General features: G+C 64.4%; 16 protein-coding genes. 3 read left to right on the top strand and 13 right to left on the bottom strand.

All coding sequences use genetic code 11. The annotated features are described in order from the left end of the window. Positions 1-11 precede the first annotated feature (11 nt). The 5 genes from WBR68_RS18670 to WBR68_RS18650 all read right to left on the bottom strand — a co-directional run bounded on the left by WBR68_RS18670 (position 12) and on the right by WBR68_RS18650 (position 7,817). Positions 12-1,334: an OmpP1/FadL family transporter gene (locus tag WBR68_RS18670; RefSeq protein ID WP_050448689.1), complete on the bottom strand. Its 1,323-nt coding sequence runs from the start codon at positions 1,332-1,334 to the stop codon at positions 12-14. A gap of 64 nt (positions 1,335-1,398) precedes the next feature. Continuing rightward, positions 1,399-3,399 carry a 3-hydroxyacyl-CoA dehydrogenase NAD-binding domain-containing protein gene (locus WBR68_RS18665; RefSeq protein ID WP_230694950.1) on the bottom strand — a complete coding sequence of 667 codons (2,001 nt, stop codon included), beginning with the start codon at positions 3,397-3,399 and terminating at the stop codon, positions 1,399-1,401. Continuing rightward, on the bottom strand, positions 3,396-4,691 hold the full coding sequence (locus WBR68_RS18660) for an acetyl-CoA C-acetyltransferase (protein WP_230694949.1): 1,296 nt from the start codon (positions 4,689-4,691) through the stop codon (positions 3,396-3,398). Before WBR68_RS18660 ends, WBR68_RS18665 begins: the two co-directional genes overlap by 4 nt. Before the next feature lie 12 nt (positions 4,692-4,703). Beyond that, positions 4,704-7,052, bottom strand: coding sequence for an acyl-CoA dehydrogenase (locus WBR68_RS18655; protein ID WP_230694948.1), 2,349 nt, complete (start codon positions 7,050-7,052; stop codon positions 4,704-4,706). Positions 7,053-7,145: 93 nt separating this feature from the next. Beyond that, positions 7,146-7,817: a TetR/AcrR family transcriptional regulator gene (locus WBR68_RS18650; RefSeq protein ID WP_050448705.1), complete on the bottom strand. Its 672-nt coding sequence runs from the start codon at positions 7,815-7,817 to the stop codon at positions 7,146-7,148. A gap of 388 nt (positions 7,818-8,205) precedes the next feature. On the opposite strand from WBR68_RS18650, the gene WBR68_RS18645 reads away from it, so the two are divergent. From WBR68_RS18645 to WBR68_RS18635, 3 genes are all read left to right on the top strand, one after another. After that, on the top strand, positions 8,206-9,810 hold the full coding sequence (locus WBR68_RS18645; protein WP_230694947.1) for a glucosamine inositolphosphorylceramide transferase family protein: 1,605 nt from the start codon (positions 8,206-8,208) through the stop codon (positions 9,808-9,810). Between the two features lie 561 nt (positions 9,811-10,371). Continuing rightward, positions 10,372-11,124, top strand: a complete 753-nt coding sequence (locus WBR68_RS18640; RefSeq protein ID WP_050448694.1) for a response regulator transcription factor — start codon at positions 10,372-10,374, stop codon at positions 11,122-11,124. Between the two features lie 353 nt (positions 11,125-11,477). Then, entirely contained in the window at positions 11,478-12,143 is a 666-nt protein-coding gene (locus WBR68_RS18635; RefSeq protein ID WP_050448695.1) for a response regulator transcription factor, read from the top strand. 280 nt (positions 12,144-12,423) lie between these two features. Here the strand turns inward: WBR68_RS18635 and WBR68_RS18630 are convergent, their stop codons facing one another. From WBR68_RS18630 to WBR68_RS18595, 8 genes are read right to left on the bottom strand one after another with little or no spacing between them, the layout of a single operon-like run. Next, a complete protein-coding gene (locus WBR68_RS18630; protein ID WP_230694946.1) occupies positions 12,424-13,671 on the bottom strand; it encodes a glycosyltransferase WbuB in 1,248 nt (415 codons plus the stop codon). Next, positions 13,668-14,228, bottom strand: a complete 561-nt coding sequence (locus WBR68_RS18625) for a putative colanic acid biosynthesis acetyltransferase (protein ID WP_050450389.1) — start codon at positions 14,226-14,228, stop codon at positions 13,668-13,670. The genes WBR68_RS18630 and WBR68_RS18625 overlap by 4 nt, the downstream gene beginning before the upstream one ends. After that, complete coding sequence (locus WBR68_RS18620; protein ID WP_050450388.1) at positions 14,225-15,118, bottom strand: glycosyltransferase family 2 protein; 894 nt, start codon at positions 15,116-15,118, stop codon at positions 14,225-14,227. The genes WBR68_RS18625 and WBR68_RS18620 overlap by 4 nt, the downstream gene beginning before the upstream one ends. Positions 15,119-15,131: 13 nt before the next feature. Next, positions 15,132-16,259, bottom strand: a complete 1,128-nt coding sequence (locus WBR68_RS18615) for a glycosyltransferase (RefSeq protein WP_050450387.1) — start codon at positions 16,257-16,259, stop codon at positions 15,132-15,134. Beyond that, positions 16,252-17,556, bottom strand: coding sequence for an O-antigen ligase family protein (locus tag WBR68_RS18610; protein WP_050450386.1), 1,305 nt, complete (start codon positions 17,554-17,556; stop codon positions 16,252-16,254). The genes WBR68_RS18615 and WBR68_RS18610 overlap by 8 nt, the downstream gene beginning before the upstream one ends. Positions 17,557-17,568: 12 nt before the next feature. Further along, positions 17,569-18,471, bottom strand: a complete 903-nt coding sequence (locus WBR68_RS18605) for a glycosyltransferase family 2 protein (RefSeq protein ID WP_050450385.1) — start codon at positions 18,469-18,471, stop codon at positions 17,569-17,571. A 22-nt stretch (positions 18,472-18,493) separates the two neighbouring features. Continuing rightward, positions 18,494-19,810, bottom strand: coding sequence for an oligosaccharide flippase family protein (locus WBR68_RS18600; RefSeq protein ID WP_230694945.1), 1,317 nt, complete (start codon positions 19,808-19,810; stop codon positions 18,494-18,496). 32 nt (positions 19,811-19,842) lie between these two features. Beyond that, positions 19,843-20,805 (bottom strand): GDP-L-fucose synthase family protein, encoded by a 963-nt coding sequence (locus WBR68_RS18595; protein WP_127185166.1) that lies wholly within the window; start codon positions 20,803-20,805, stop codon positions 19,843-19,845. Between the last annotated feature and the right edge of the window lie 5 nt (positions 20,806-20,810).

The following is a 20,810-nucleotide window of genomic DNA, read 5'->3' as shown; positions in this document are numbered from 1 at the left end:
CCCGTGCAAGCCTAGAAGCGGGACGTCAGTTGCAGGCCGACGATGTGGGCGTTGCTGTTATAGGTGCCTGCTACGCGGCCCTTGGTCGCCGCGCTGCCGGACGTGGTGTCGATGTCCGTGTCGCGCAGGTACAGATAGGTGTAGCCCAGGTCCAGTGTGGTGCTCTTGGTGGCTTCCCACTGTACGCCGGTCGAGAACCAGTAGCGATTGTTATCGGGCAGGGACGTGGGGCGGTCGGCTTCGTTGTGGACTGGCGACTGGTCATACGCCAAGCCGAATTTCCACTTCCAGGCCGGGGCGAACTTGTAGTTCGCGCCCACGGCGATGCGCCAGGTGTCGCGGAAGTTCAGGGGCAGTTCATCGTCGCGCGCGCCCGGGCCGGAGTTACGGATTTTCAGCTCGGGAATGCTGCTCCAACCCGTCCACGACACGTCGCCCAGCAGTTCCCAGCGTTCGTTCAATTGATGCGCGGCGCTCAGGATCAGCGTATCCGGCAGGTCCACCGAGGCCTTGGCGTCGAACGACACCGATTGCCCGGTGGGGCCGATGTTGGTGATGTCGGTATCGCCCTTGGCGGTGTGCTTGATCTTTGAACGGTACGACAGGCCGATGCGGGTGTCTTCCGTGGGTTGCAGCATGAAGCCGACGTTCCAGCCCCAGGCGTCGCCCTTCAGGTTCAGGTCGGCGTCGCCGTTGGTGGCGACTGGCAGGCCGGCAATCGGCACCACCGTTTTCTTCTTGTAGTTGGCGTCGATGTGCTGCCAGTTCAGGCCGAAGCCCATCGAGAATTTCTCGTTCACCTTGTAGGCAATCGAGGGGTTCACGTTGATGGTCTTGATCTCGAACTTGTTGGAGTGGTACTGGCCCACCCAGCCGTCGTCGTATTCGGTCATCAGGCCGAAGGGGGCGCCGATGCCCAGGCCGATGTACCACTGCTCATTCAACTGCCAAGAGGCGTAAAGGTTGGGTACCACGCCCAGGTTGCCCGCGTCGCCACCGTTGCCGCCCGTGGGCACCGAGCCGTTTAGCCCCGAACCCGGCAAGCCGGGAGCGGTGGGGTTGCGGCTGTCGCCGTTGTCCTTGAACTTGAACGACGGCTTGATGAAATTGACACCGCCCGATACGTTGACGCCCGGCAGATACGTCATGCCCGCCGGGTTGTAGTAGATGATGCTCGCGTTTTCCGGATTTGCCGCCGAGCCTGCGTAAGCGTTGCCCAGGCCGCTGGCATTCTGCTCCAAGAGCTGAAAACCGGCGGCGTAGGACGTTGCGGACGCGCCCAGGCCGACCACGATGGCCGACAAGGTGCTCAGGGACAATGAACGTCTGCGCATGGTACTGCCTCCTCGAGTTGGATAATTGCCTCTATTGCACTGCCGGTCTGTCTGTTGGGCCGGTCTAATCGGCATGAGCCGTTCTACTGCGGTGCCAGGCATTGCTGCCCTGGTAATGCAAGGGTCCGCCCGTGAATGGCGCGAACCCCGTTCCAAAAATGACGCCGGCATCGGCCAGGTCGGCATCGGCAACCACGCCGTCTTCCACGCGCTGCCGGGTGGCGTCCACCAAGGGTTGGATCAGGCGCTGCGCCAGGCCATCGGGGGCGGCGGCGGGCTCGTCGTTGGCCTTGCCCCGGGCGGTCTTTCCCTTCGCTGCTTTAACCGGCTTGCCGTCGCGCCAGGTGTAGAAGCCCTGGCCGCTTTTCTTGCCAAGGTCGCCGCGCGCCAACCGATCTGCCAGGCAGCGGGGCGGCTCGGCGCCGTCCGCCAGGGTTTCGCCCGCCGCGCGGGCGATATCCAGCCCCACGGTGTCGGCCAGTTCCAGCGGCCCCATCGGCATGCCGAAGGCCACCATGGCGGCGTCGACGGTTTCCGGCGCCAGGCCTTCATCCACGCTGCGCATGGCTTGCAGCATATAGGGCGCCAGCACGGCGTTCACGAGGAATCCCGGCGCGCTCTTGACAGGAAGCGCCAACTTGTCGATCTGGCCTACGAAGGCGCAGGCGCGCGCGGTGGCGTCGCTCATTGCATGCTTGTCGCCGTCTGCGTGCACCACTTCCACCAGCGGCATCTTTGCCACCGGGTTGAAGAAGTGGATGCCCACCAGCCGCTCGGGCCGCGCCAGCCCGGCGCGCAGCGTTTCCAGCGACAGGCTGGACGTGTTGGTGGCCAGCAGCGCATCGGCCTTCATGCGGGGTTCCAGCGAGGCATACAGTGCGCGTTTGGCGTCGGCCTGTTCGCTGATGGCTTCGATGATGATGTCGGCGCGCGGCACGCCACCGCCCGCGGGGTCGGGAATCAGGCGATCCAGCGCGGCGCGCGCCAGGCGGGTGTCTTTCAAGCGGCGCGTGTACAGCGCGGCAGCGCGCTTGATGGCGGGCGCGATGTGCGCCATGTCCTGGTCTTGCAAGGTCACCGTCATGCCCTTGAGCGCGCACCACGCCGCGATGTCGCCGCCCATCGTGCCCGCGCCCACCACGTGCACATGGCGCGCGGGCGCCACGCCGGGCTGCTTGCCGTTGGCCTTTAGCCGTTCTTGAAGGCGGAACACACGCAGCAGGTTGCGCGCGGTGTCTGACGAAATGATGCGGTCGATCAGCTCTGGGGCCTGCAAGGCGTTGCCGCCATGCTTTTCCCATAGTGTGACGATGGCGGGTGCGGCGGGGTAGTGCCCCAGCGGATCTTTATCAGCGATCTGCTTGCGCGCACGCTGGGCGACCAGGGATTTGAACGGCCAGTGGTTCAGCCAGCCGCCCAGCCCGCGCGCACGGCGTGGCGGTTTTTTCGACAGCACGGTCTGGCGCGCGGCGGCCTGCAGCAAGCGCGTCGGCACGCGCGCGTCGGCCAGGCCCAGCGCGGCGGCGCGACGGGCATCCGCGCCACGTCCGGTCAACATCATGTCCAACGCGGCGGGCGCGCCGATGACTTGCGGCAGGCGCAGCATGCCGCCCCAGCCCGGGAAGATGCCCAGCATGACCTCCGGCAGCGCCAGCGAGGTGCCGGGCTGGTCGGCCACCAGCCGGTAGCGGCAAGCCAGCGCCAGCTCCAGGCCGCCGCCCAGGCAATGCCCCTGGATCAGGGCCAGCGTGGGATAGCGCACAGCGGCCAGGCGGTTGAACAGGTTCCAGCCTCGCGCCACCAGCCCGCGCGCTTGTTCCGGTGTGTTCAGCTCGGCGAATTCGTTGACGTCGGCGCCCACGATAAAGCCCGTGGCCTTGCCGGACTGGATGATCAGCCCCTTGGGCGGGGCGGCATCCAACGCGTCCAGCACCACGGCCAGTTCGGCCATGGTGTCGGCCGACAACGCATTCACGGCGCTACCGGCGCGGTCGAAGGTCAGCCATGCCAGGCCGTCGGTGTCGCGGTCCAGGCGCCAGTGGGAAAGCGTGTCCAGGGTCGTCATGGGCGGTCCTCGTCCAGGGTTTCAACCAGCATCGCGCCGCCTTGGCCGCCACCGATGCAGATGGCCGCCATGCCGCGCTTGGCGCCTCGGCGCTTCAGCGCGTCAAGCAGGTGCAGCACGATGCGCGCGCCGGATGCGCCCACCGGGTGCCCGATGGCAATGGCGCCGCCGTCCACGTTGAGCCTGGCGGGGTCCAGCGAGCCCCATGCCGGCGTCCCGAAATGTTCCTGGCAATAGGCCTCGTCGCGCCACGCGGCCAGGCAGCCCAGCACCTGCGCGGCAAACGCTTCGTTGATTTCCCACAAGTCCAGGTCGTTCAAGCCCAGGCCGTGGCGTTGCAGGATGGGGGTGGCGGCATGCACGGGGCCCAAGCCCATCTGCGCGGGGTCCAGGCCGGCCCATTGGCTGTCGACAATGCGGCCCAGGGGGCGCAGGTTCCATTTGGCCACGGCCTCTTCGGAAGCCAGTACCAGCATGGCCGCGCCGTCGGTCACCTGCGAACTGTTGCCCGCCGTGATGTTGCCCCAGGGCTTGTCAAACACGGGTTTGAGCCTGGCCAGCCTGTCGGGCGTGGAGTCTTCGCGCACGCCGTCGTCGTCGGGATACAGCTTGCCTTGTGCATCGATCAGCAGGGTGATTTCGTCCAGCGCGCCCGCGGCACGCGCGGCCAGCACGCGCTGGTGGCTGCTGGCCGCGTAAGCGTCCATGGCGGCGCGGTCGATGCCGAAACGGGTGGCCACGTTTTCCGCGGTCTGGCCCATTGACAGGCCCACCACCGGGTCCGTCAGGCCCTTGAGCAGGCCGATGACCGGCGTCAGGTTTTTCAGTTTGAAGCCGCGCAAGGCCGCCAGCTTGGCGCCCACGCCGCGCGCCGCATACCAGCCGGACAGCCAGCGCACCATATCGTCCGAAAACAACAGCGGTGCGCGCGACAACGCATCCGTGCCGCCCGCCAGCACCAGTTGCGAACGGCCGCTCTGGATGTTGGCAATGGCGGAATCCAGCGCCTGCATGCCGGATGCGCAATTGCGCATGACCGTCCAGCCGGGCACTTGGTTGCCGCAGCCCAGGCGCAATGCAATCACGCGGCCGATGTTGACTTCATCGGGCGAGGGCGCGGCGCAGCCCACGATGACTTCGTCCAGATCGGTGGGGGCATAGGGCTGGCGCAGCAACAGGGCGCGGCCGGCCTGCACCGCCAGGTCGCCCGCTGAAAAGGGACCTGGCCCGGTGCGGGCTTTCAGGAAGGGTGTGCGGGCGCCGTCAACGACGTAAACCGGTTTGAATGCCATCGGTTTCCTCCGTCAGGCGACCTTGCGTTCGGCATTCGGCCGGCTGGCCTGCGACGCGCCAAGGTCAAAGGGGAAATCATCCACTTTCACCACCGTATCTCGCAAGACGTTGCGGCGTTTCACCACGGCATATTCTTCCGCGGTGATGCCGCCGACGGCGTAGGCGGCATCGGCGATGTCGCGCACGTTGGCTTGCGGCTTGCCTTCCAGCGTGCCGCGCTTTTCGAGTTCGCGGATCTTGGCGTCGATGGGCTCGGCTTCCAGCGTGGCGGCCAGCGCCTGTTCGATCGCGCCCACGGGTTCGTCGGCGGTGGCGGGCAGGTGGCAGCCGGACGTCAGGCGGTCGCGCGTGGCGCCGGGGTTGATCAACAGCCGCGCCACGTCCTGGCCCAGCGCGTCAGATGGCTGCACTTGCGTGTGGCCCCAGGGGAAGATCAAACGCGTCATGCTCCAGGCCACAAACCGGTTCGGGAAATTCTCAAGCACGCCGTCGAACGCGTCCTGCAACCTGAACAGCGCGTCCTGGATCGACCAATGCGCAAGCGGCGCATCGGCGGCCTGGCGGCCTTCGTCTTCAAAGCGCTTGAGCGTGGCGCTGATCAGGTACATCTGCGAGAGCACGTCGCCCAAGCGCGCCGACAGACGTTCGCGGCGCTTCAGGCTGCCGCCCAGCACCAGCATCGACGTGTCGGCCAACAGCGCGAAGGCGGCCGAATAGCGGCTGAGCAACTGGTAGTAGCGCTTCATCTCGGGCGCCACGTCGGCGTTCACCTTGACCCAGCGCGCGCCGGTCAAGGCGGTGCCCAGGGTGCGCAGCTTGTTCTTGGCCACAAAGCCCACGTGCCCCCAGAAGGCGGCGTCGAAGTCGGTCAGCCCCTGCTTGGCGTCCGACGCTTGCGCGGCCTGCATTTCAGCCAATACGTAGGGATGGCAACGGATGGCGCCCTGCCCGAAGATGATCAGGCTGCGCGTCAGGATGTTGGCGCCTTCGACGGTGATGCCGATGGGAATCTGCTGGTAGGCCCGGCCCAGGAAGTTGTTGGGGCCCAGGCAGATGCCCTTGCCGCCTATCACGTCCATGCCGTCGTTGACGACCTGGCGCGCGCGTTCGGTCACGTGGTATTTGACGATGGCCGATACCACCGAGGGCTTCTCGCCCAGGTCCACCGCGCCCGCCGTCATGCTGCGCGCGGCGTCCATCATGTAGGTGTGGCCGCCGATGCGGGCCAGCGCTTCTTCCACGCCTTCGAACTTGCCGACGGGCATGCGGAACTGGCTGCGCACGCGCGCATAGCCGCCCACGGCGCGCGCCGTCAGCTTGGACATGCCGGTGTTGGAAGAGGGCAGCGAAATCGAACGGCCCGCGGCCAGGCATTCCATCAGCATGCGCCAGCCCTGGCCGGCCATGGCGGGGCCACCGATGATGAAGTCCAGCGGCATGAAGACGTCCGTGCCGCGCGTGGGGCCGTTCATGAACATGGCGTTCAGCGGGAAGTGGCGGCGGCCGGTGTCCACGCCGGGGTGGTCATGCGGCACCAGCGCGCAGGTGATGCCCAGGTCTTTCTTGCCGCCCAACAGCCCGTCGGGGTCGTACAGGCGGAACGCCAGGCCCAGCAGCGTGCAGACCGGGGCCAGCGTGATGTAGCGCTTGTCCCAGGTGACGCGCATGCCGATCACTTCGCGGCCCTGCCATTCGCCCTTGCAGACAATGCCGCTGTCGGGGATGGCGGCGGCGTCGGAGCCGGCCCAGGGGCTGGTCAGCGCAAAGGCCGGCACGTCTTCGCCGCGCGCCAGGCGCGGCAGATAGTGGTTCTTCTGTTCATCGGTGCCGTAGTGCAGCAGCAGCTCGGCGGGGCCGAGAGAGTTCGGCACCATCACCGACACGGCCAGCGCGGACGAGCGCGTCGACAGCTTGGTCACGATTTCGGAATGGGCGTAGGCCGAGAATGCCAGGCCGCCATATTCCTTGGGGATGATCATGCCCAGGAAGCCCTGGGTCTTCAGATAGGTCCAGACCTCGGCCGGCAGGTCATGATGTTCGTGTGTGACGCTCCAGTCATTGACCATGCGGCAGGCGGTTTCGGCCTGGTTATCCAGAAAGTGCTGTTCTTCGTCGGTCAGGCGCGGGCGCGGGTAGGCCAGCAGACGGCTCCAGTCGGGGCGGCCGCGAAACAGTTCGCCTTCCCACCACACCGTGCCGGCCTCCAGGGCGTCGCGCTCGGTGTCGGACATCTGCGGCAGCACCTTGCGGTACAGGTTGAAGATGGGCGCGGACAGCAGCGCCCGGCGCAGCGGCCGCACGGTCAGCACGATGGCGGCAAGGGCCGCGATAACGAGAAGCGTGAGGATCACTGCGTTCATTTCTTTGTCTCCGTGGAGATCAGTTTTTTGCCTGATCGGGTGCCGGGGTTTGCGCGGGTTTCTGCGCCGGGTCTGTGCCTGCCCTGGCCGCGGCTAGCTGCCGGCCACGGGCGGCAAGGGCGCACGCAAGCCGCCCAGCAAAAAGCTCATCAGTCGGGGCAGCAGCATGTCGGGGTTGTCGGGTTGTTCGGATTCATCGATCTGCCAGCCTGTAACGGAGCGCAGCAGGTCGGTGCCGATGATGGCGTAGGACGTGGCGCCCAGCATGAACTGGAAGCGCCACACAATTTCGGCTTTGGGCACATCCGGCAGCGCGGCGAACAGCGCGTTGCGGTAGCGCTCGAGCACGTCGGCGTATTCCTCGGCGAACAGCGCGCGGATGAAGTCGGAGGGGTGGGTCATGGTGCGTTCCAGCAGCGGCAGGAAGGTGCTGCCCGCCTGGGCCGGGTCCGCGGCCAGGCGCAGCAGCGTGCCGAAGAAGGCGTCCACGATCTGCGAGGGCTTCAAGGGTTTGCCCTCGGACTGGGCCTCAAGTTCGTCCAGCAACCGCATGCGCTCGCGGTTCAGCACTTCAAGGCGGCGTTTCAACACCGCCTGCACCAGCGATTCTTTTGACCCGAAGTGATAGTTCACCGACGCCAGGTTGACGCCCGCCGCGCCAGTGATCTGGCGCATCGATGTGCCGTCGTGGCCTTGCTGCGCGAACAGCGCTTCGGCCGTGTCGAGGATGGAATCGCGGGTATTGGGCGTTCTTATTTCTTGCATAAAGTTGAATTCAAACGTTTGTTTAAAAGCCATTATGCGGGAGAGAAGGAGGAGAAGCGAGACTCGGCTATCCCCAATAGGGTTTACCCCTAAAGTGCGGCGTGACCATGGCCGCCGTACTAGTGCACGGTGTCGCTGCACCAGATCAACTAGACCGGAAGGATGAAGACGCGCGCCGTCGGACGAGCCGCCGCTCGCGCGAGCGCACGATGCTGAACCGTTCGTCCTCGGACGCCCGACCTAGGATGAATGTGGTCTGGAAGACAGGGGAAAAACCCCGCAGTATCAGCGCGAGGACTTAATTGCGTTGCGTCGGCGCTGCCGTCGGCGACCCCGCGCGCCAGGCCGGTGCGGGTGCCCAAGACGCCCTGACACAGGAGCGGGACAAATGAAAACCTACCGAGTGGGACTGTTGGTTGACGGGTATGAGCAACCCGGCTGGATGCATGAGATGGTGGACTGGCTCATCCATAGCCAGGACTTCGACATCTCCGCCTTGTTGGTGATGGACGGCGTTGGCGCCGAGAAAGCGCCGCGCCTGGGCGTCAAGGCGTTGTTCGGCACGCTGTCGCGCTTCGAGGCCCGGATGCTGCCCGCCAAGCAGCGTCAGATGTTGTCTTGCGGCGATATGCGCCAGCGCATGCCGTCCGCCTCGGTGCCGGTGCTGCCGCTTGAAGCGGGCGATGCCGAGCCCGGTGCGCAGGACGCGGTGGCGGCGCTGGGCCTGGACCTGGTCATCACGCTGGGCGCCTCTTGCGCCACGCGCACGCAGATGAGGGGCTGGGCGCGGTTGGGCGTTTGGCAACTGAGCTATTCCGACATTGCCGTGTCGACCAGCCGGTACGCGGGCTTTTGGGAAGTGTTCCAGCGCCAGGACCACACCACCGTGAAACTCTGGCGGGTGGGGCCGGAACCGGAGCAGGACGAGCTGCTGGACCAGCGCAGTTTCAATACCGAAGTGTTCTGGCTGAAAAATCAGGCGCGCGCATTCAGCCTGGGCAATTTCATGGTCTACGACGCCCTGCAGGCGCTGGCCCGCGCCAGGCAGAGCGAGCCGGCCCCCGACATGCAGATCATGAGCGGGCCGCGGCGTGCCGACCCGGTCGAATGGGACAGCGCCGCTTATATCGCGCGTCAGGCGTGGTTAATCAGTGATTTGATTGTGCGGCGCATCATGAAGCGCAATATTCGATGGCGGATTGGTATGTTTCCGTCATCAAGGCAGCAGGCGGTAGTATCCGAGGCCATGGTGCTGCAACCTCCAAAAGGTAGGTTCTTCGCAGATCCGTTTGTTTATACGCACGATAAAAAACCGTATATATTTTTTGAAGATTACGATTTTACTTCCCGCAAGGGCACGATCTCGGTCGCGACCTACTCTGACGGGGCTTTCCGGCTATTGGGCACCGCCTTGAACCTACCCTATCACCTGTCGTTTCCATATATTTTTGAATTCGATGGTGTCACGTACATGGTTCCGGAAACGTGTGGAAATCGCAGTATAGAATTATGGAAATGTACTGAATTTCCGCTTAAATGGGAACTTGATGTCACGTTAATGACCAATATATCGGCCGTGGATACCATTATTTTTAAACATGGAGAATATTGGTGGTTATTAACCAATATTGACCGAACTGACGGCCAAAGCCACTGTGACGAGCTTTTTGCATTTTTTTCGGACTCACCACGTTCAACTGAGTGGACGCCGCATGCCTGCAACCCCATCGTGCGTAACCCCATGCGGGCCAGAAACGCCGGAATCGTTGTCTCTCCTAGCGGAGACGTGATCCGCTGCGCCCAGTACCAAGGCTTCTGCCACTACGGCAAGGGGGTTTCGTTGAACCGCATTGAAGAGCTGACCCCGTCGACCTACGTCGAAACCGACGGCGAAATCCACTATGCAAACTTTTTAAGCAAACGCCATGCTTCAATGCACCATTGGCACCACCAGGGGGGGCATACGGTATTTGACTTCGCCTATATGGAGTAAATGATGCATCCGGCACAAAAATAAAAATGTTACCTATATTGCGAGTGACCGATCCGCGCCGGGGCGCGGTGTGTCCACGGAAACATATCGAGAACTTTTCCGTGCAAATCTTGGGTTTCGTGCCGTGGAGAGCATCTGCCTCGCCGCGGCTTTTTTTTGGCCGCGATCAGGCGCAAGCCATGACGAATCAAGCCTCCTGGCGGAGCCTGTCATAGAGAGAAGAGCGCGTGCGGCGCAGAGAAGTTGGTGGAAACCCCAACGGCAAAAAGGCGGAGGAGGGCGCCTCATCCGTATTTACGAGAGTGATTAAGGCTAACGAATGATTTCTGTTTTTATCGGATTATATCGCCCTGAAACGTCTTGATTTTGAAGGTTTCGAACCATAAGATGGGTCCATGCCATCCGTTATGTTGGCTACCAAAGTTGCCCAGCCCAAGTGTCCCGGTCCGGCTTCATTAGATATTCCGGGATATTGCGGACCACCCCCGCAGGGTTGGAAAAAAATAGTCTTCAGCACAGCGAAGATCCCTTCTAGGCCCGTCGAAAAACCGGGAGGACACCATGGCCAAGATGGTCCTGATTGAAGCCCATCCGCTACTGCGGTTGGGGTTGTGGCAGATACTCAGCAAGTTGGATGATGTGTGGGAAATCGAGGGTATGGGCTTGGCGGACTTGTCCAAGGCCGACGGCGCGCACGCGGGCGCCGATCTCTTGATCTACGGATTGCCGGTGGAAACTGATGAAGCATGGAGCGCGCTGCACGAAATTCAGCGCGTCCTCACGCCCAAGCGGATTCTGCTGTTGACGGACGTGATGCCCCTGCCGATGCCGGTGCAGGGTTTGCCCGGAGCCAGCGTGTATGGCTGCTTGATGAAGACGGCCTCGGTCGAAATCCTTGAAGCGGCGATTCGCCTGGTCATGGCGGGCGGGCAGTGTTTTCCCAGCGAACAGGCGTTGCAGGCCCCGGCCTCTACCGTCTGCGCGTTGCCCACCCGTGATGGCGATGATGCATCCGCCAAGGCCACGATGCCGGTCAGCGCTGGCGCGCAACTGCTTCAGATCACGCCGCGTCAATACGAGGTGCTGGTGCTGTTGGCCAGGGGGTATCCGATCAAGACCGTCAGCCGGATGCTCAACATTTCGGTCGCCACGGCAAAGACGCACGCTTGCACGCTCTACCAGCGTTTGCATGTCAAGAACAAGGGCGAAGCCGTGTACGCGGCGCTGCAACGCGGTGCGACCTTGGAATGGCATGAACCGAACAATGGCAGAGAGTCGGACACCGGGCAGATCTATGGGCGCAAGCTTGGGTAATGACAGGCGCGCCGCCTGCCCGGCGGCCAGGAATCCATTTGTTCCGCTGCTGCCGGGTGCGCCCCACCAACACGCCTAAGTCATACATCGCAGTATCCGCGCCCGCCCGGGTGCGGTTTTCCTCCTCCAATCATCCTCCTGAACGAGATTCAGCGAACGGTGCCGCTGATAGCATGGGTTGTGTCCGCAAGCATGGATCGAGAGCGCGAACTACAACGCCTCGCGACGCCGATCCAATAGCGCGGGCAAGATTCCCTTGGGGCTGGCGCCGCACATAACCTGCTATTCGCAGCGTGATGCGCCGACGTCATGGGAACCGTGCATGGGCCATGTGTCACAAGGTTCTCTCCGGGATGACAACCGTACTGATAGAAGACTACGCACTGCTACGCGTCGCCATCCAGCATGTGCTGGAACGGGTGCGCAACGCCGACGACATCCTGGCCATTTCGCCAGCGCATCTGCTCAATATGTCCAGTTCGATCAACCGTCCCGTGGAACTGCTGGTGATCGGTTGCAGCGGCGTTGCCGATCAGGACATCGGGCTTATCTCGCAGTCCATGGCGTTCTTCATGCCGCGGCTGGTGTTGGTGCTGTATTCCACGCTGGACCCGGCGGTGATGGGCACCTGCGCGCGCGCTGGCGTAGCGGGCTATCTGCCCAAGGCCTCCAGCCCCGACGCGCTGGCCGCGGCCGTCAGCCTGGTGGTGGCGGGCGGCGAATGCTATCCGCAGCCGGCAGGCCGGCCGCAAGGCGTGTCGCAAGGCCCCCTGCATGAATTACGCGAGCTGACGCAGCGGCAGGAAGAAATACTGCAACTGCTGGTGCAAGGCAAAACCATGCGGGAAATCGGCCAACATGTCGGCATCTCGGTCGCCACCGTAAAGAGCCACGCGCGTACGCTCTACTGGAAACTCAACGCCCGCAACCAGGCCGAAGCCGCCTACATTGCCGTGCAAATGGGCCTGGTAAGAAGCGGCGGCACGTTGCCTCCCGCAAAGAATGACGTGCCCAGCTAAAGCCCGCAGCCTCGCCGCATGCCAACCGTTGCAAGATGGGTTCCGCGCGATCGGCAATTTTGTTCTTTTTGTTGCCGTGCCGCGCTGCACCCATCCTACATACCACGGCGCAGCGCCCGTAGGATGGGTGCAGCGCGGCACGGTCCTGCCCAGAACCCACAACGCCGATCGCGCGAAACCCATCAAGCAGCGCCGGAATTAAAAAAGGACGGCAGAAAAATCCCCGTCCTTTCTTTCCTAAAGAAATCCCGTCCTTTCTCCCGCACAACTCAAATACCCGCTACCTCCCCACCGCCGCCGCTTCCTTCCCCCCCACCACCTTCCCAAACTCCCTTTCCGCCGCTGCCAGCACCGCATCCACATGCAGATTATTCAACGCATACAGCCGCGCCGCCGCGCCCAGCGTCTCGCGGATCGCTGCGTTGTAGCTCAGCTTGCGCACCGCTTCGGCCATGGCCTCGCCATCCTCGGGCGGCGTCACCAATCCACATCGCGCCACCACTGCGGCAAGCTCCGTTCCTCGCGCCGCGCCGCACACCACGGGCAGTCCGCTGGCCAGCATCCCCGTCAGCTTTGACGGCATCACCAGGTCGGCCGCGCCGGCGCGTTGCGGCAGCAAATGAATGTCGGCGGTGTTCAGCAACGCGCCCAGCCTGTCTGCCGGCTGCAAATCCAGAAACACCACGCGAGCCAATCCTTCGCACGCCGCTTCCAATGGCTCGCGTTCCGGGCCTTGCCCGCAAAACACGAACCACAGCCGGCTCTCGCGGCTTAAGCGGCGCGCCACATCCGCCAGCGTCTGCAAGCCTTGCTTGCCGCCCATGTTGCCGGAATAAAGCGCCACGATGGCGTTATCCGGAATGCCGAGCTCGGCGCGATAGTCGCCGCCGTCCCCGCGTGGGGTGATGGCGTTGACGTCGATCCAGTTGGGCAGCAGCACCGCGCGGTCAGGTTCCACGCCCTTGGCCAGCGCCAGGTCCAGCATGCGCTGGGAAATCGTCGACACCCGATCAAAGCGGCGCATCAACCAGCGTTCGGCCCGCTTGACCACCGCGCGCAGGCCGGCGCCCTTGAGCAGGCCCAGTTCAAACGCGGCGTCCACTTCGTAATCCTGGATGTGCAGCCACGCGCGCGCGCCGCACAGGCGCGCCGTGATCCAGGCGGCCGGCGCGCAGAACAACGCAGGTTCCACCACCAGGATCAAATCCGGCCGCCCTGCCGCCGCGCGCAGCAGCGAGGGCAGGCTGGACAGCGCGAAGCTGGCCAGGTGGATCAAGCGTTTAAGCCCCCCGGGACGCGCGGGCACCCACAACGGCGCGCGGCGCACGGTGACACCGCGCCGCACTTCCTTTTGGTAGCGTCCGGCGCGGTAGCCGTCGTGTACCTGCCACTGCGGATAATAGGGCGGGGCGGTCACCACACTGACCTCGTGGCCGTGCGCCGCCAGCCATTCCGCCAGCTCGGCGCTGTACTTGCCGATGCCGGTCAATTCGGGGGCGTAGTTGATCCCGTAGATCAGGATTTTCATGGCGCCGTCGCCATGCGCGGACGCACCGGACGGCAGGGATTGCCGTGGCAGATCATCGCGGGCGGCATGTTGCGAAAGACGGAACTGCGCGCGCCCACCACGGCCTCGCGGCCGATGGTCACGCCAGGGCCGACGAAGACGTCGGTCGCCACCCAGGCGCCGTCCTCGACGCGGACTGCGCGTTCGCGCAGGGGAAAGTCCGGCTGGCCGGCGTCATGGTCAGCCGCGCATAGATAACTGCGCTGCGACACGACGGCGTGCGCGCCGATCTGGATGGGACCCAGGCTGTAGAGGACGGCGTCGTCGCCGATCCAGGCATAGTCCCCAATCTGCACTTTCCACGGATAGGTCACCGTGGCGCTCGGCCGGATCAGCACCTTCTTGCCCACTTGCGCGCCAAAGCAACGCAGCAGCCAACGCCGAAACCCGTAGGCCACTTGTGGCGACCAGCGGAACAGCGTGCTCTGCACCGTCCACCACAGCTGCACCGTCAACGCGGAGCGGCCACGCTGGCCGGGCGCCAGCGCAAAGCGATCCAGTTGCTGCAGCGTGCTCATTTGGCGGCTCCGGTCACGGGGTCGGCCTCGGCCTCGGCTTCGCCAGCGCGCGCCAGCCGCGCCTTCTGCAGCTCTTCGGTCTTGATGCGGATCTGCCAGTAATACATGGCGCGCGCCACCGCGTAGTCATAGCCCGCCTTGCCATCCAGGAAGCCCAGCCGGAACACGTAGGAATGCAGGAACGAAATCGGCGCCTTGAAGGGCATGGCCTGGAAGATGCGCTTGAGCAGGGCCCGCGCACCCACGTTGGCTTCGCGCGGATCGTTCATCAGGCCCTTGGTGCGCAGGTTGGCTTCCCAATCCGAATAGCGGTTGTGCTTGTCGAAATAGTGGAAAAGCGAATCGTGGTCGTTGTGCACCATGCGCTGGCGCAAGGCAAAGGTTTCGCCCTGGACCTGCGGCTGGTAGTGGCCTTCCACTTCCCACATATGCGCCACGTCCAGGTCGTCGTAATCGAGGAAGCGCGATTGCTTGCGCGCCAGCAGCGCCAGCTTGTAGACGCGGTGGCCGTGTTCCAGTTTCTTGCCGCAGAACACGTAGTCGAACGGCACGAAGGCGCCGCCCGCGCCCGCGGCAAAGCGTGGCAACACATCACGGATTTCCTCGGCCAGGGCGGGGGTCATTTCTTCATCGGCATCCACGTACAGCACCACGGGATGCGAGAAAGGCAGTTGTTCCAGGCACCATTGCTTTTTCTTCGGATACTTGCCGTTCCATTGGAAGTTGGACACGCGGGCGCCGAGCGCCGTCGCCATCGCGCAGGTGGCGTCGGTGCTGTTGGAATCCACCACGAAGACTTCGTCAAAATCCACCAGCGCCTTCAGGCACTTGGTGATGTTGCGCTCTTCGTTCTTCGTCATGACCACCACGGATACCGGTATTTTCTGCATGATTCCTTCCTGTTCAAGGCGTGCCGCGTTGCATCAGCGGCTGGAATAGCGCGATGACGTTGCGGCAGTGCCGTTCTAGGGAAAAGGCGTCGGCGCGCTCGGGGCCTTGCGCGGCCAGTTGCTCGCGCATCTTGGCGTCGTAGGCCAGGCGGCGCACGGCGTCGGCCAGGGCCGCGGCGTCGCCTACGGGCACCAAAAGGCCGTAACGGCCGGCATCAAGAATTTCGGCGGGGCCGTGGGGACAGTCGGTGGAAATCACCGGCACGCCCAGGCACAAGGCTTCGACCAGCACGTTGCCGAAGCTTTCGCGAATGGAGGTCAAGACAAACGCGCCCGCGCTGGCGATGACGGGAAAGGGGTTGTCGATGTGCCCTGCCAGTGTGACGGGGCTGCGCGAGGCGCGTTCGTCAATGCGTTTTTGCAGCGCGGCATGCTCAGAGCCTTCACCCAGGATGGTGAAGGCGATGCCGGGGTCGTCCAGCAAGGCGGCGGCATCGACCAAGGTAGCGTAGTCTTTCACGGCTTCCAGCCGACCCACCGCCACGACGTGATAGGGCGCCGCGCCGTCGCCGCTGGTGCGCTGCGCGCCTTGTCGGCGCACATTGTCCAGGGGCACGCCGTTGTAGATCGTATGCACCTTGCCGCGCAGCGGCGGAAACATGCTGACCAGGTCTTCCTTCACGCCGCGCGACACGCCCACCACCGCGTCATGCCGGCGATACGTCTGGCTGACCAGCCAGCACTTCAGCCGCCGCATCTTCGACGCGCCGTAGTGGATGGCGGGGCTGCTGTGCTCAAAGGCCACGGTGCGGAACTTGCCGCGCATCAGCTTTCTGGCCAGCACCACCAGCATGTTGCACAGCAAGCCATGCGAACACACGATGGCGGGCCTGTCGCGGCGGATCTGCGCCAGCAAGCGCATGAAGGCAAAGGGCAGCATCAGCCGCAGCTTGGTGGACGATTCAATGATGGGCAGGGCGCGCGTCACCTTCGGGTTGGAGACGGGGTATTCCCGGTTGCGCGAACGCAGCAGGAACAGGGCGGAATCAACGCCCTGTTCCGGTAAGGCATCCACGATGAAGGCAACGCATCTTCCGACGCCGCCGTGCAAGTCTGGCGCGACAAACAAGACATCAGGCATGGGGTATCACTCGAGGTGGCGTCCGGTGCGCGGCATCCGGACGGTGGCTGGTGGGGCGCCGGGCCACGGGCGCATCCGCCCTGGGCACGGGCATGATCTGGGCATTTCGCATCAACGACAGGCAGTAGCACAGCAGGAATCCGGTGAAGGCGGTCTTGGGCGCGTAGGCCAGCCCGCCGGACAACGAATCAATGAAGATGTAGATGGGCGCGGTGGCCAGCAGGTAGCGGCGGTGCATTTCCAGGCCGGGGTGCGCGTATCGTCGGAACAAGGTCAAGAGCAGGATCAGCAAGGGCGGCAGCATGATCATGGTGGTGCCCACCACGCCGAACTTCATCAGGTAGAAGGCCCAGGAGTTGTGCGCGAAGGTGCTGAGTTCGAAGCCGTTTTCGCCCATGACCCAACTGCGAAAGCCCGCGCCTTTGCCAAACACCGGGCTTTCGGCGAAGAAGTCCATCTGCCCTTCCATTTCCTGGATGCGCGCGCCGTAGCTGGAGTCCTCGTCCAGCTTTTCGACGCTGAAGATGCGGTTGGCCAAGACGTCCAGGTAGCCGATGCTGGCAAACACCAGCACGCCCGCGACGGCGGCCGGCACGAAGATCAGCACCGCGCGCCGGCGGATCTCCGGGCCCGTGCCCAGCAGCACCGCGATGAAGACGGACACCGCCAATTGCAGGTACTGGCTGCGGTTCAGCGAAAACACCAGCGCCAACAGCATGAAGAGCGTCAGCGCATAGGCCTTGGGCCCAGACACATTCAAGGTGCGTCGGAAGGTCAACAGCGACACCACGCCGAACGGAATGGCCCAGACGCCCAGGCGCACGTTGCGCAGCGGGTCCGACACGCTGAAGCCCGTGGCCTGCTCCAGCAGCATCTGCACGGCCACCAACAGGCAGGCCGCCACGATGTACTTCTGCAGCACCGCGTAGGCGGCAGGGCTGTCGATGTCCTTGTAGCAAAGGAATGGCGTACTCAAAAAATAGAACACAATGCGCAGGTCGCGCGCCACGTCGCCCGTTTCAATGCCGGGGTGGTCCATCGACACCAGCAGCAGATAGATCACCGACAAGGTCTGCAAGCCCAGCAGCGCGCCCAGCATGCCGCGCGGCAAGGCGTAGGCGCTGGGCTCGGCCAGCCGCAGCGCCTTGACCGCCAGGATCATCACGAACAGCACATCGAAGGGCGACAGCTTGAAGCTACCGACGCCCAGGATGAAGCGGTCATCGTTCAGGGCAAGCGCCGTGAAGGCGAACAGCCCCAGCAGATGCAAGGTGGAGAAGCGGCGGTGCGGGCTCATGTCGGCATCGTCCTAGTGCGCGGCCCAGTCGTCGCGTCCGAAGATCTTCGTGGTCAGCTTTTCGAACAGGTACGTCAGGTCGCCCTGGCGGGCGTGAGCGGCCACCTTGGACGCGCGGCACGACAGCTCGAACAGGCGGCCCAGCCCGGGCTCGGTGCGCCGGATGCGTGTGACGATCTGCTCGCGCTCTTCCAGCAGCACGTCCTGCATCAGCGCCGTCTTGGTTTCGTCGTGGGCGGTGTAGACGCCCAGCGCATCGGGCACGATCAGGTTCTTGCCCTCGCGCAGCAGGCGGCTCCAGAGTTCCAGGTCCATGCAGTAGCGCATGCTTTCCTGCAGCAGCCCGTACTTGCGCAGCAGGTCGCGCCGGAAGATGGCCGACTGGTTGGGAATGGACGCCTTCACCACCGTCAGCGTGCCGCGATTGACCGGCGTGTAGTGGATCTTGCGGAAGATGTGGTTGTTGGCGTCTGCCACGAACAGGTTGCCGCTGACAATCGGCGCGCGCCCGCGCGAAGCGGCCACGCCCAGCTTGCGCAGTGCGCCCGGAAAGTACAGGTCGTCTGAATTCTGCCAGCCCACGTAATCGCCCGTGGCGCGCTCGAAGCCCTTGTTGATGGCGTGCGATTGCCCGCGGTCGGGCGTGCTTTCCCAGTAGCTCAGGTAGCGCTCGTACTTGCGGATGATGTCCACGCTGCCGTCGGTCGATCCGCCGTCCATGATGATGTATTCCAGACGCGGATACCCCTGGTTCAGCACCGACAGAATGGTGCGTTCCAGGAACTTGGCCTGGTTGAACGACGGGGTCACGATGGTCACTTTGGGCAACAGGCCGCCGGCGATCGGCGCGGGCGGACGCAGCTCGCGCACGAAGTCGATGAGCTGACGTGAATACTCGTTATGACGCTTGCGCATGTAAGACCTCAGCATGTTGGTGTTATCGGGTGGCCGCGGGTAAGGCGCCCGGATACTCGGGGCGCGATTGACGGATAGCTAGTGCCACGCCGGCCAGCGTGATCGCCGCATAAGCCATGCGGCCCCACGCCGCCGCATGTTCGCCCGCGGCGTGCACCAACCCCGCCATGACGCACAACATCGCCAGTCCGCCCAGCCCGTTCAGGATGGCGACGGCGCGGGAATTGCCCAGCCCCAACAGCGAGAAGTGAGCCGCGGCATTCAACGACAGCAGCCCGGAGGCCACGATCAGCAACTGGAAGGTGCCCAAGTGGCCCGCCGCCACGTTGTCTCCCAACAGCAGATTCAAGAGCGGGTGGCTGACCGCCAGCACCGCCAGCGTGGCGGTCGCCGACAGCGCCAGGTTCCACAGCATCATGCGGCGGATCTCGCGTTCGGCGGCGCCCGCATAGGGGGGCGACACTGACAGGCGCGTCACGCGCGGCATCGCTTTCTGGAAGATCGCAACGGCGGCGGTGTGGATGATCTGGCCCACCTGCACGCCCACGGTGTAGATCGCCAGCGCGGCTGGTCCCATCATGCTGCCCACCAGCACCCGGTCGACTGACCCAAAGGCCAGCGCGCTCAGGCTGTTCAGCCAGGACCAGCGTGAAAACTTGAAGGCGTCCATCATGGCGCCCCGGTCGCGCACCGGCCGCACCACGACCCGGCCATAGGCGCGCGAGAACACGCGCATCTTCACGCTGCCCGCGATCAACAGGCCGGCGGCCTGCGCCAGCCCGGTGTAGGTGGGCGACGCGGTGTACCAGGCGGTCGCGCAGGCCAGCGCCATGGTGCCGCTGCGGCTGAACACTTCGCACAGCGCGGTGGCGCGGAAATCCTCGCGGCCTTTCAGGCAGCCGGAAAACAATTGGTCGTATTGCTGGGTCAGGTAGATGGCCAGCGCGGGCATGGCCAGGAGCGTGACGGCTACGCCGCCGAAGGTGGCGGTGGGCCAGGCCAGACCCACCACGGCCCACAGCAGCACGGCGGCCAGCGTGACCACGCCCAGCGCGCAGCCGATCAGCGACAGGCTGACCCCCGCCGCGCGGTAAGCGCCGCCCGGTTCGTGCAGGCGTTCGGACACCAGCTTGGTGGCGGTGACCGCCGCGCCCAGGTTGGCGGCATTGCCGAAGCCGGCCAGCGCGATGATCATCGAATACTGGCCAAAGCCCACCGTGCCCAACTGGCGGAACAGGATGGGCAGGGCGATCAGCGCCGCGACCGGGCCGATGCCGTATTCCACCAGCCCCCAGAACGAGGCATTGCCGGCGATGTGTTTCCTGACGAATCCAAACATCGGGGAACCTGTGGGTGAGGCGGGCGCGGCCCTCAGGCCACGGGCAGCGCCGGTTGGGATTGATCGGCGCGTTCGCGCAGGAAGTGCTGGTAGGCCAGCGCGATGCCGTCGCTGAGCGACACGGCGGGTTGCCAGCCCAGCGCGCCGACCCGCGACGAATCCATCAGCTTGCGTGGCGTGCCGTCGGGTTTGCTGGTGTCATACACGATGCGGCCCTGGTAGCCGACCACGCGCGCCACCAGCGCCGCCAGGTCGGCGATGCTGATGTCCTTGCCCGCGCCGATGTTGTAGATGCCTTCGGCGTCGGGGTGCTCCATCAGCATCACGCAGGCCTTTGCCAGGTCATCCACATACAGGAACTCCCGCAGCGGCGTGCCCGTGCCCCAGATCGTCACGCTTTCCCGACCGGCTTCGCGGCCTTCATGGAATTTGCGGATCAACGCCGGCAGCACATGGCTGCTGTGCAGGTCGTAGTTGTCGTGCGGGCCGTACAGGTTGGTGGGCATGGCGCAGATAAAACGCGCCCCGTATTCCCGTTGATAGGCTTCGCACAGCTTCAGGCCCGCGATCTTGGCGATGGCGTAGGGCTCGTTGGTGGCTTCCAGCGGGCCGGTCAGCAAGGCGTCTTCGCGCAGGGGCTGGGGGGCTTCGCGCGGATAGATGCAGGACGAACCCAGGAACAGCAGCTTGCGCACCCCGGCCGCATACGCGGCGCGGATCACGTTGCACTGGATCATCAGGTTCTTATAGAGAAAGTCGACGGGATGGTTCTGGTTGGCCAGGATGCCGCCGACCTTGGCGGCCGCCAGATACACCACGTCGACCGGCGTGGTCGAGAAAAAGCGATGCACCTGGTTCTGGTTTTCCAGGTCCAGCTCGGTTCGGTTGCGGGTCAGCACGTGCTGATAGCCACGGCGGTTCAGCTCGCGGGTGATCGCGGCGCCGACCATGCCGCGATGGCCCGCGACAAACACGCGTTGGTCCAGGTTCGTCATGGCGC

It is taken from the genome of Achromobacter sp. JD-1, assembly GCF_038594925.1.
Classification (GTDB): domain Bacteria; phylum Pseudomonadota; class Gammaproteobacteria; order Burkholderiales; family Burkholderiaceae_B; genus Achromobacter; species Achromobacter spanius_C.
The sequence above is the reverse complement of the archived record's forward strand: the minus strand, read 5'-3'. Positions and strand labels throughout refer to the sequence as shown.

What these genes read in the sequence shown, in the direction of transcription:
- WBR68_RS18630 (WP_230694946.1), bottom strand. Translation starts at nt 13,671, where the DNA reads ATGAAAATCCTGATCTACGGGATCAACTACGCCCCCGAATTGACCGGC.
- WBR68_RS18625 (WP_050450389.1), bottom strand. Translation starts at nt 14,228, where the DNA reads ATGAGCACGCTGCAGCAACTGGATCGCTTTGCGCTGGCGCCCGGCCAG.
- WBR68_RS18635 (WP_050448695.1), top strand. Translation starts at nt 11,478, where the DNA reads ATGACAACCGTACTGATAGAAGACTACGCACTGCTACGCGTCGCCATC.
- WBR68_RS18645 (WP_230694947.1), top strand. Translation starts at nt 8,206, where the DNA reads ATGAAAACCTACCGAGTGGGACTGTTGGTTGACGGGTATGAGCAACCC.
- WBR68_RS18660 (WP_230694949.1), bottom strand. Translation starts at nt 4,691, where the DNA reads ATGGCATTCAAACCGGTTTACGTCGTTGACGGCGCCCGCACACCCTTC.
- WBR68_RS18650 (WP_050448705.1), bottom strand. Translation starts at nt 7,817, where the DNA reads ATGCAAGAAATAAGAACGCCCAATACCCGCGATTCCATCCTCGACACG.
- WBR68_RS18610 (WP_050450386.1), bottom strand. Translation starts at nt 17,556, where the DNA reads ATGAGCCCGCACCGCCGCTTCTCCACCTTGCATCTGCTGGGGCTGTTC.
- WBR68_RS18665 (WP_230694950.1), bottom strand. Translation starts at nt 3,399, where the DNA reads ATGACGACCCTGGACACGCTTTCCCACTGGCGCCTGGACCGCGACACC.
- WBR68_RS18615 (WP_050450387.1), bottom strand. Translation starts at nt 16,259, where the DNA reads ATGCCTGATGTCTTGTTTGTCGCGCCAGACTTGCACGGCGGCGTCGGA.
- WBR68_RS18600 (WP_230694945.1), bottom strand. Translation starts at nt 19,810, where the DNA reads ATGTTTGGATTCGTCAGGAAACACATCGCCGGCAATGCCTCGTTCTGG.
- WBR68_RS18655 (WP_230694948.1), bottom strand. Translation starts at nt 7,052, where the DNA reads ATGAACGCAGTGATCCTCACGCTTCTCGTTATCGCGGCCCTTGCCGCC.
- WBR68_RS18620 (WP_050450388.1), bottom strand. Translation starts at nt 15,118, where the DNA reads ATGCAGAAAATACCGGTATCCGTGGTGGTCATGACGAAGAACGAAGAG.
- WBR68_RS18640 (WP_050448694.1), top strand. Translation starts at nt 10,372, where the DNA reads ATGGCCAAGATGGTCCTGATTGAAGCCCATCCGCTACTGCGGTTGGGG.
- WBR68_RS18670 (WP_050448689.1), bottom strand. Translation starts at nt 1,334, where the DNA reads ATGCGCAGACGTTCATTGTCCCTGAGCACCTTGTCGGCCATCGTGGTC.
- WBR68_RS18595 (WP_127185166.1), bottom strand. Translation starts at nt 20,805, where the DNA reads ATGACGAACCTGGACCAACGCGTGTTTGTCGCGGGCCATCGCGGCATG.
- WBR68_RS18605 (WP_050450385.1), bottom strand. Translation starts at nt 18,471, where the DNA reads ATGCGCAAGCGTCATAACGAGTATTCACGTCAGCTCATCGACTTCGTG.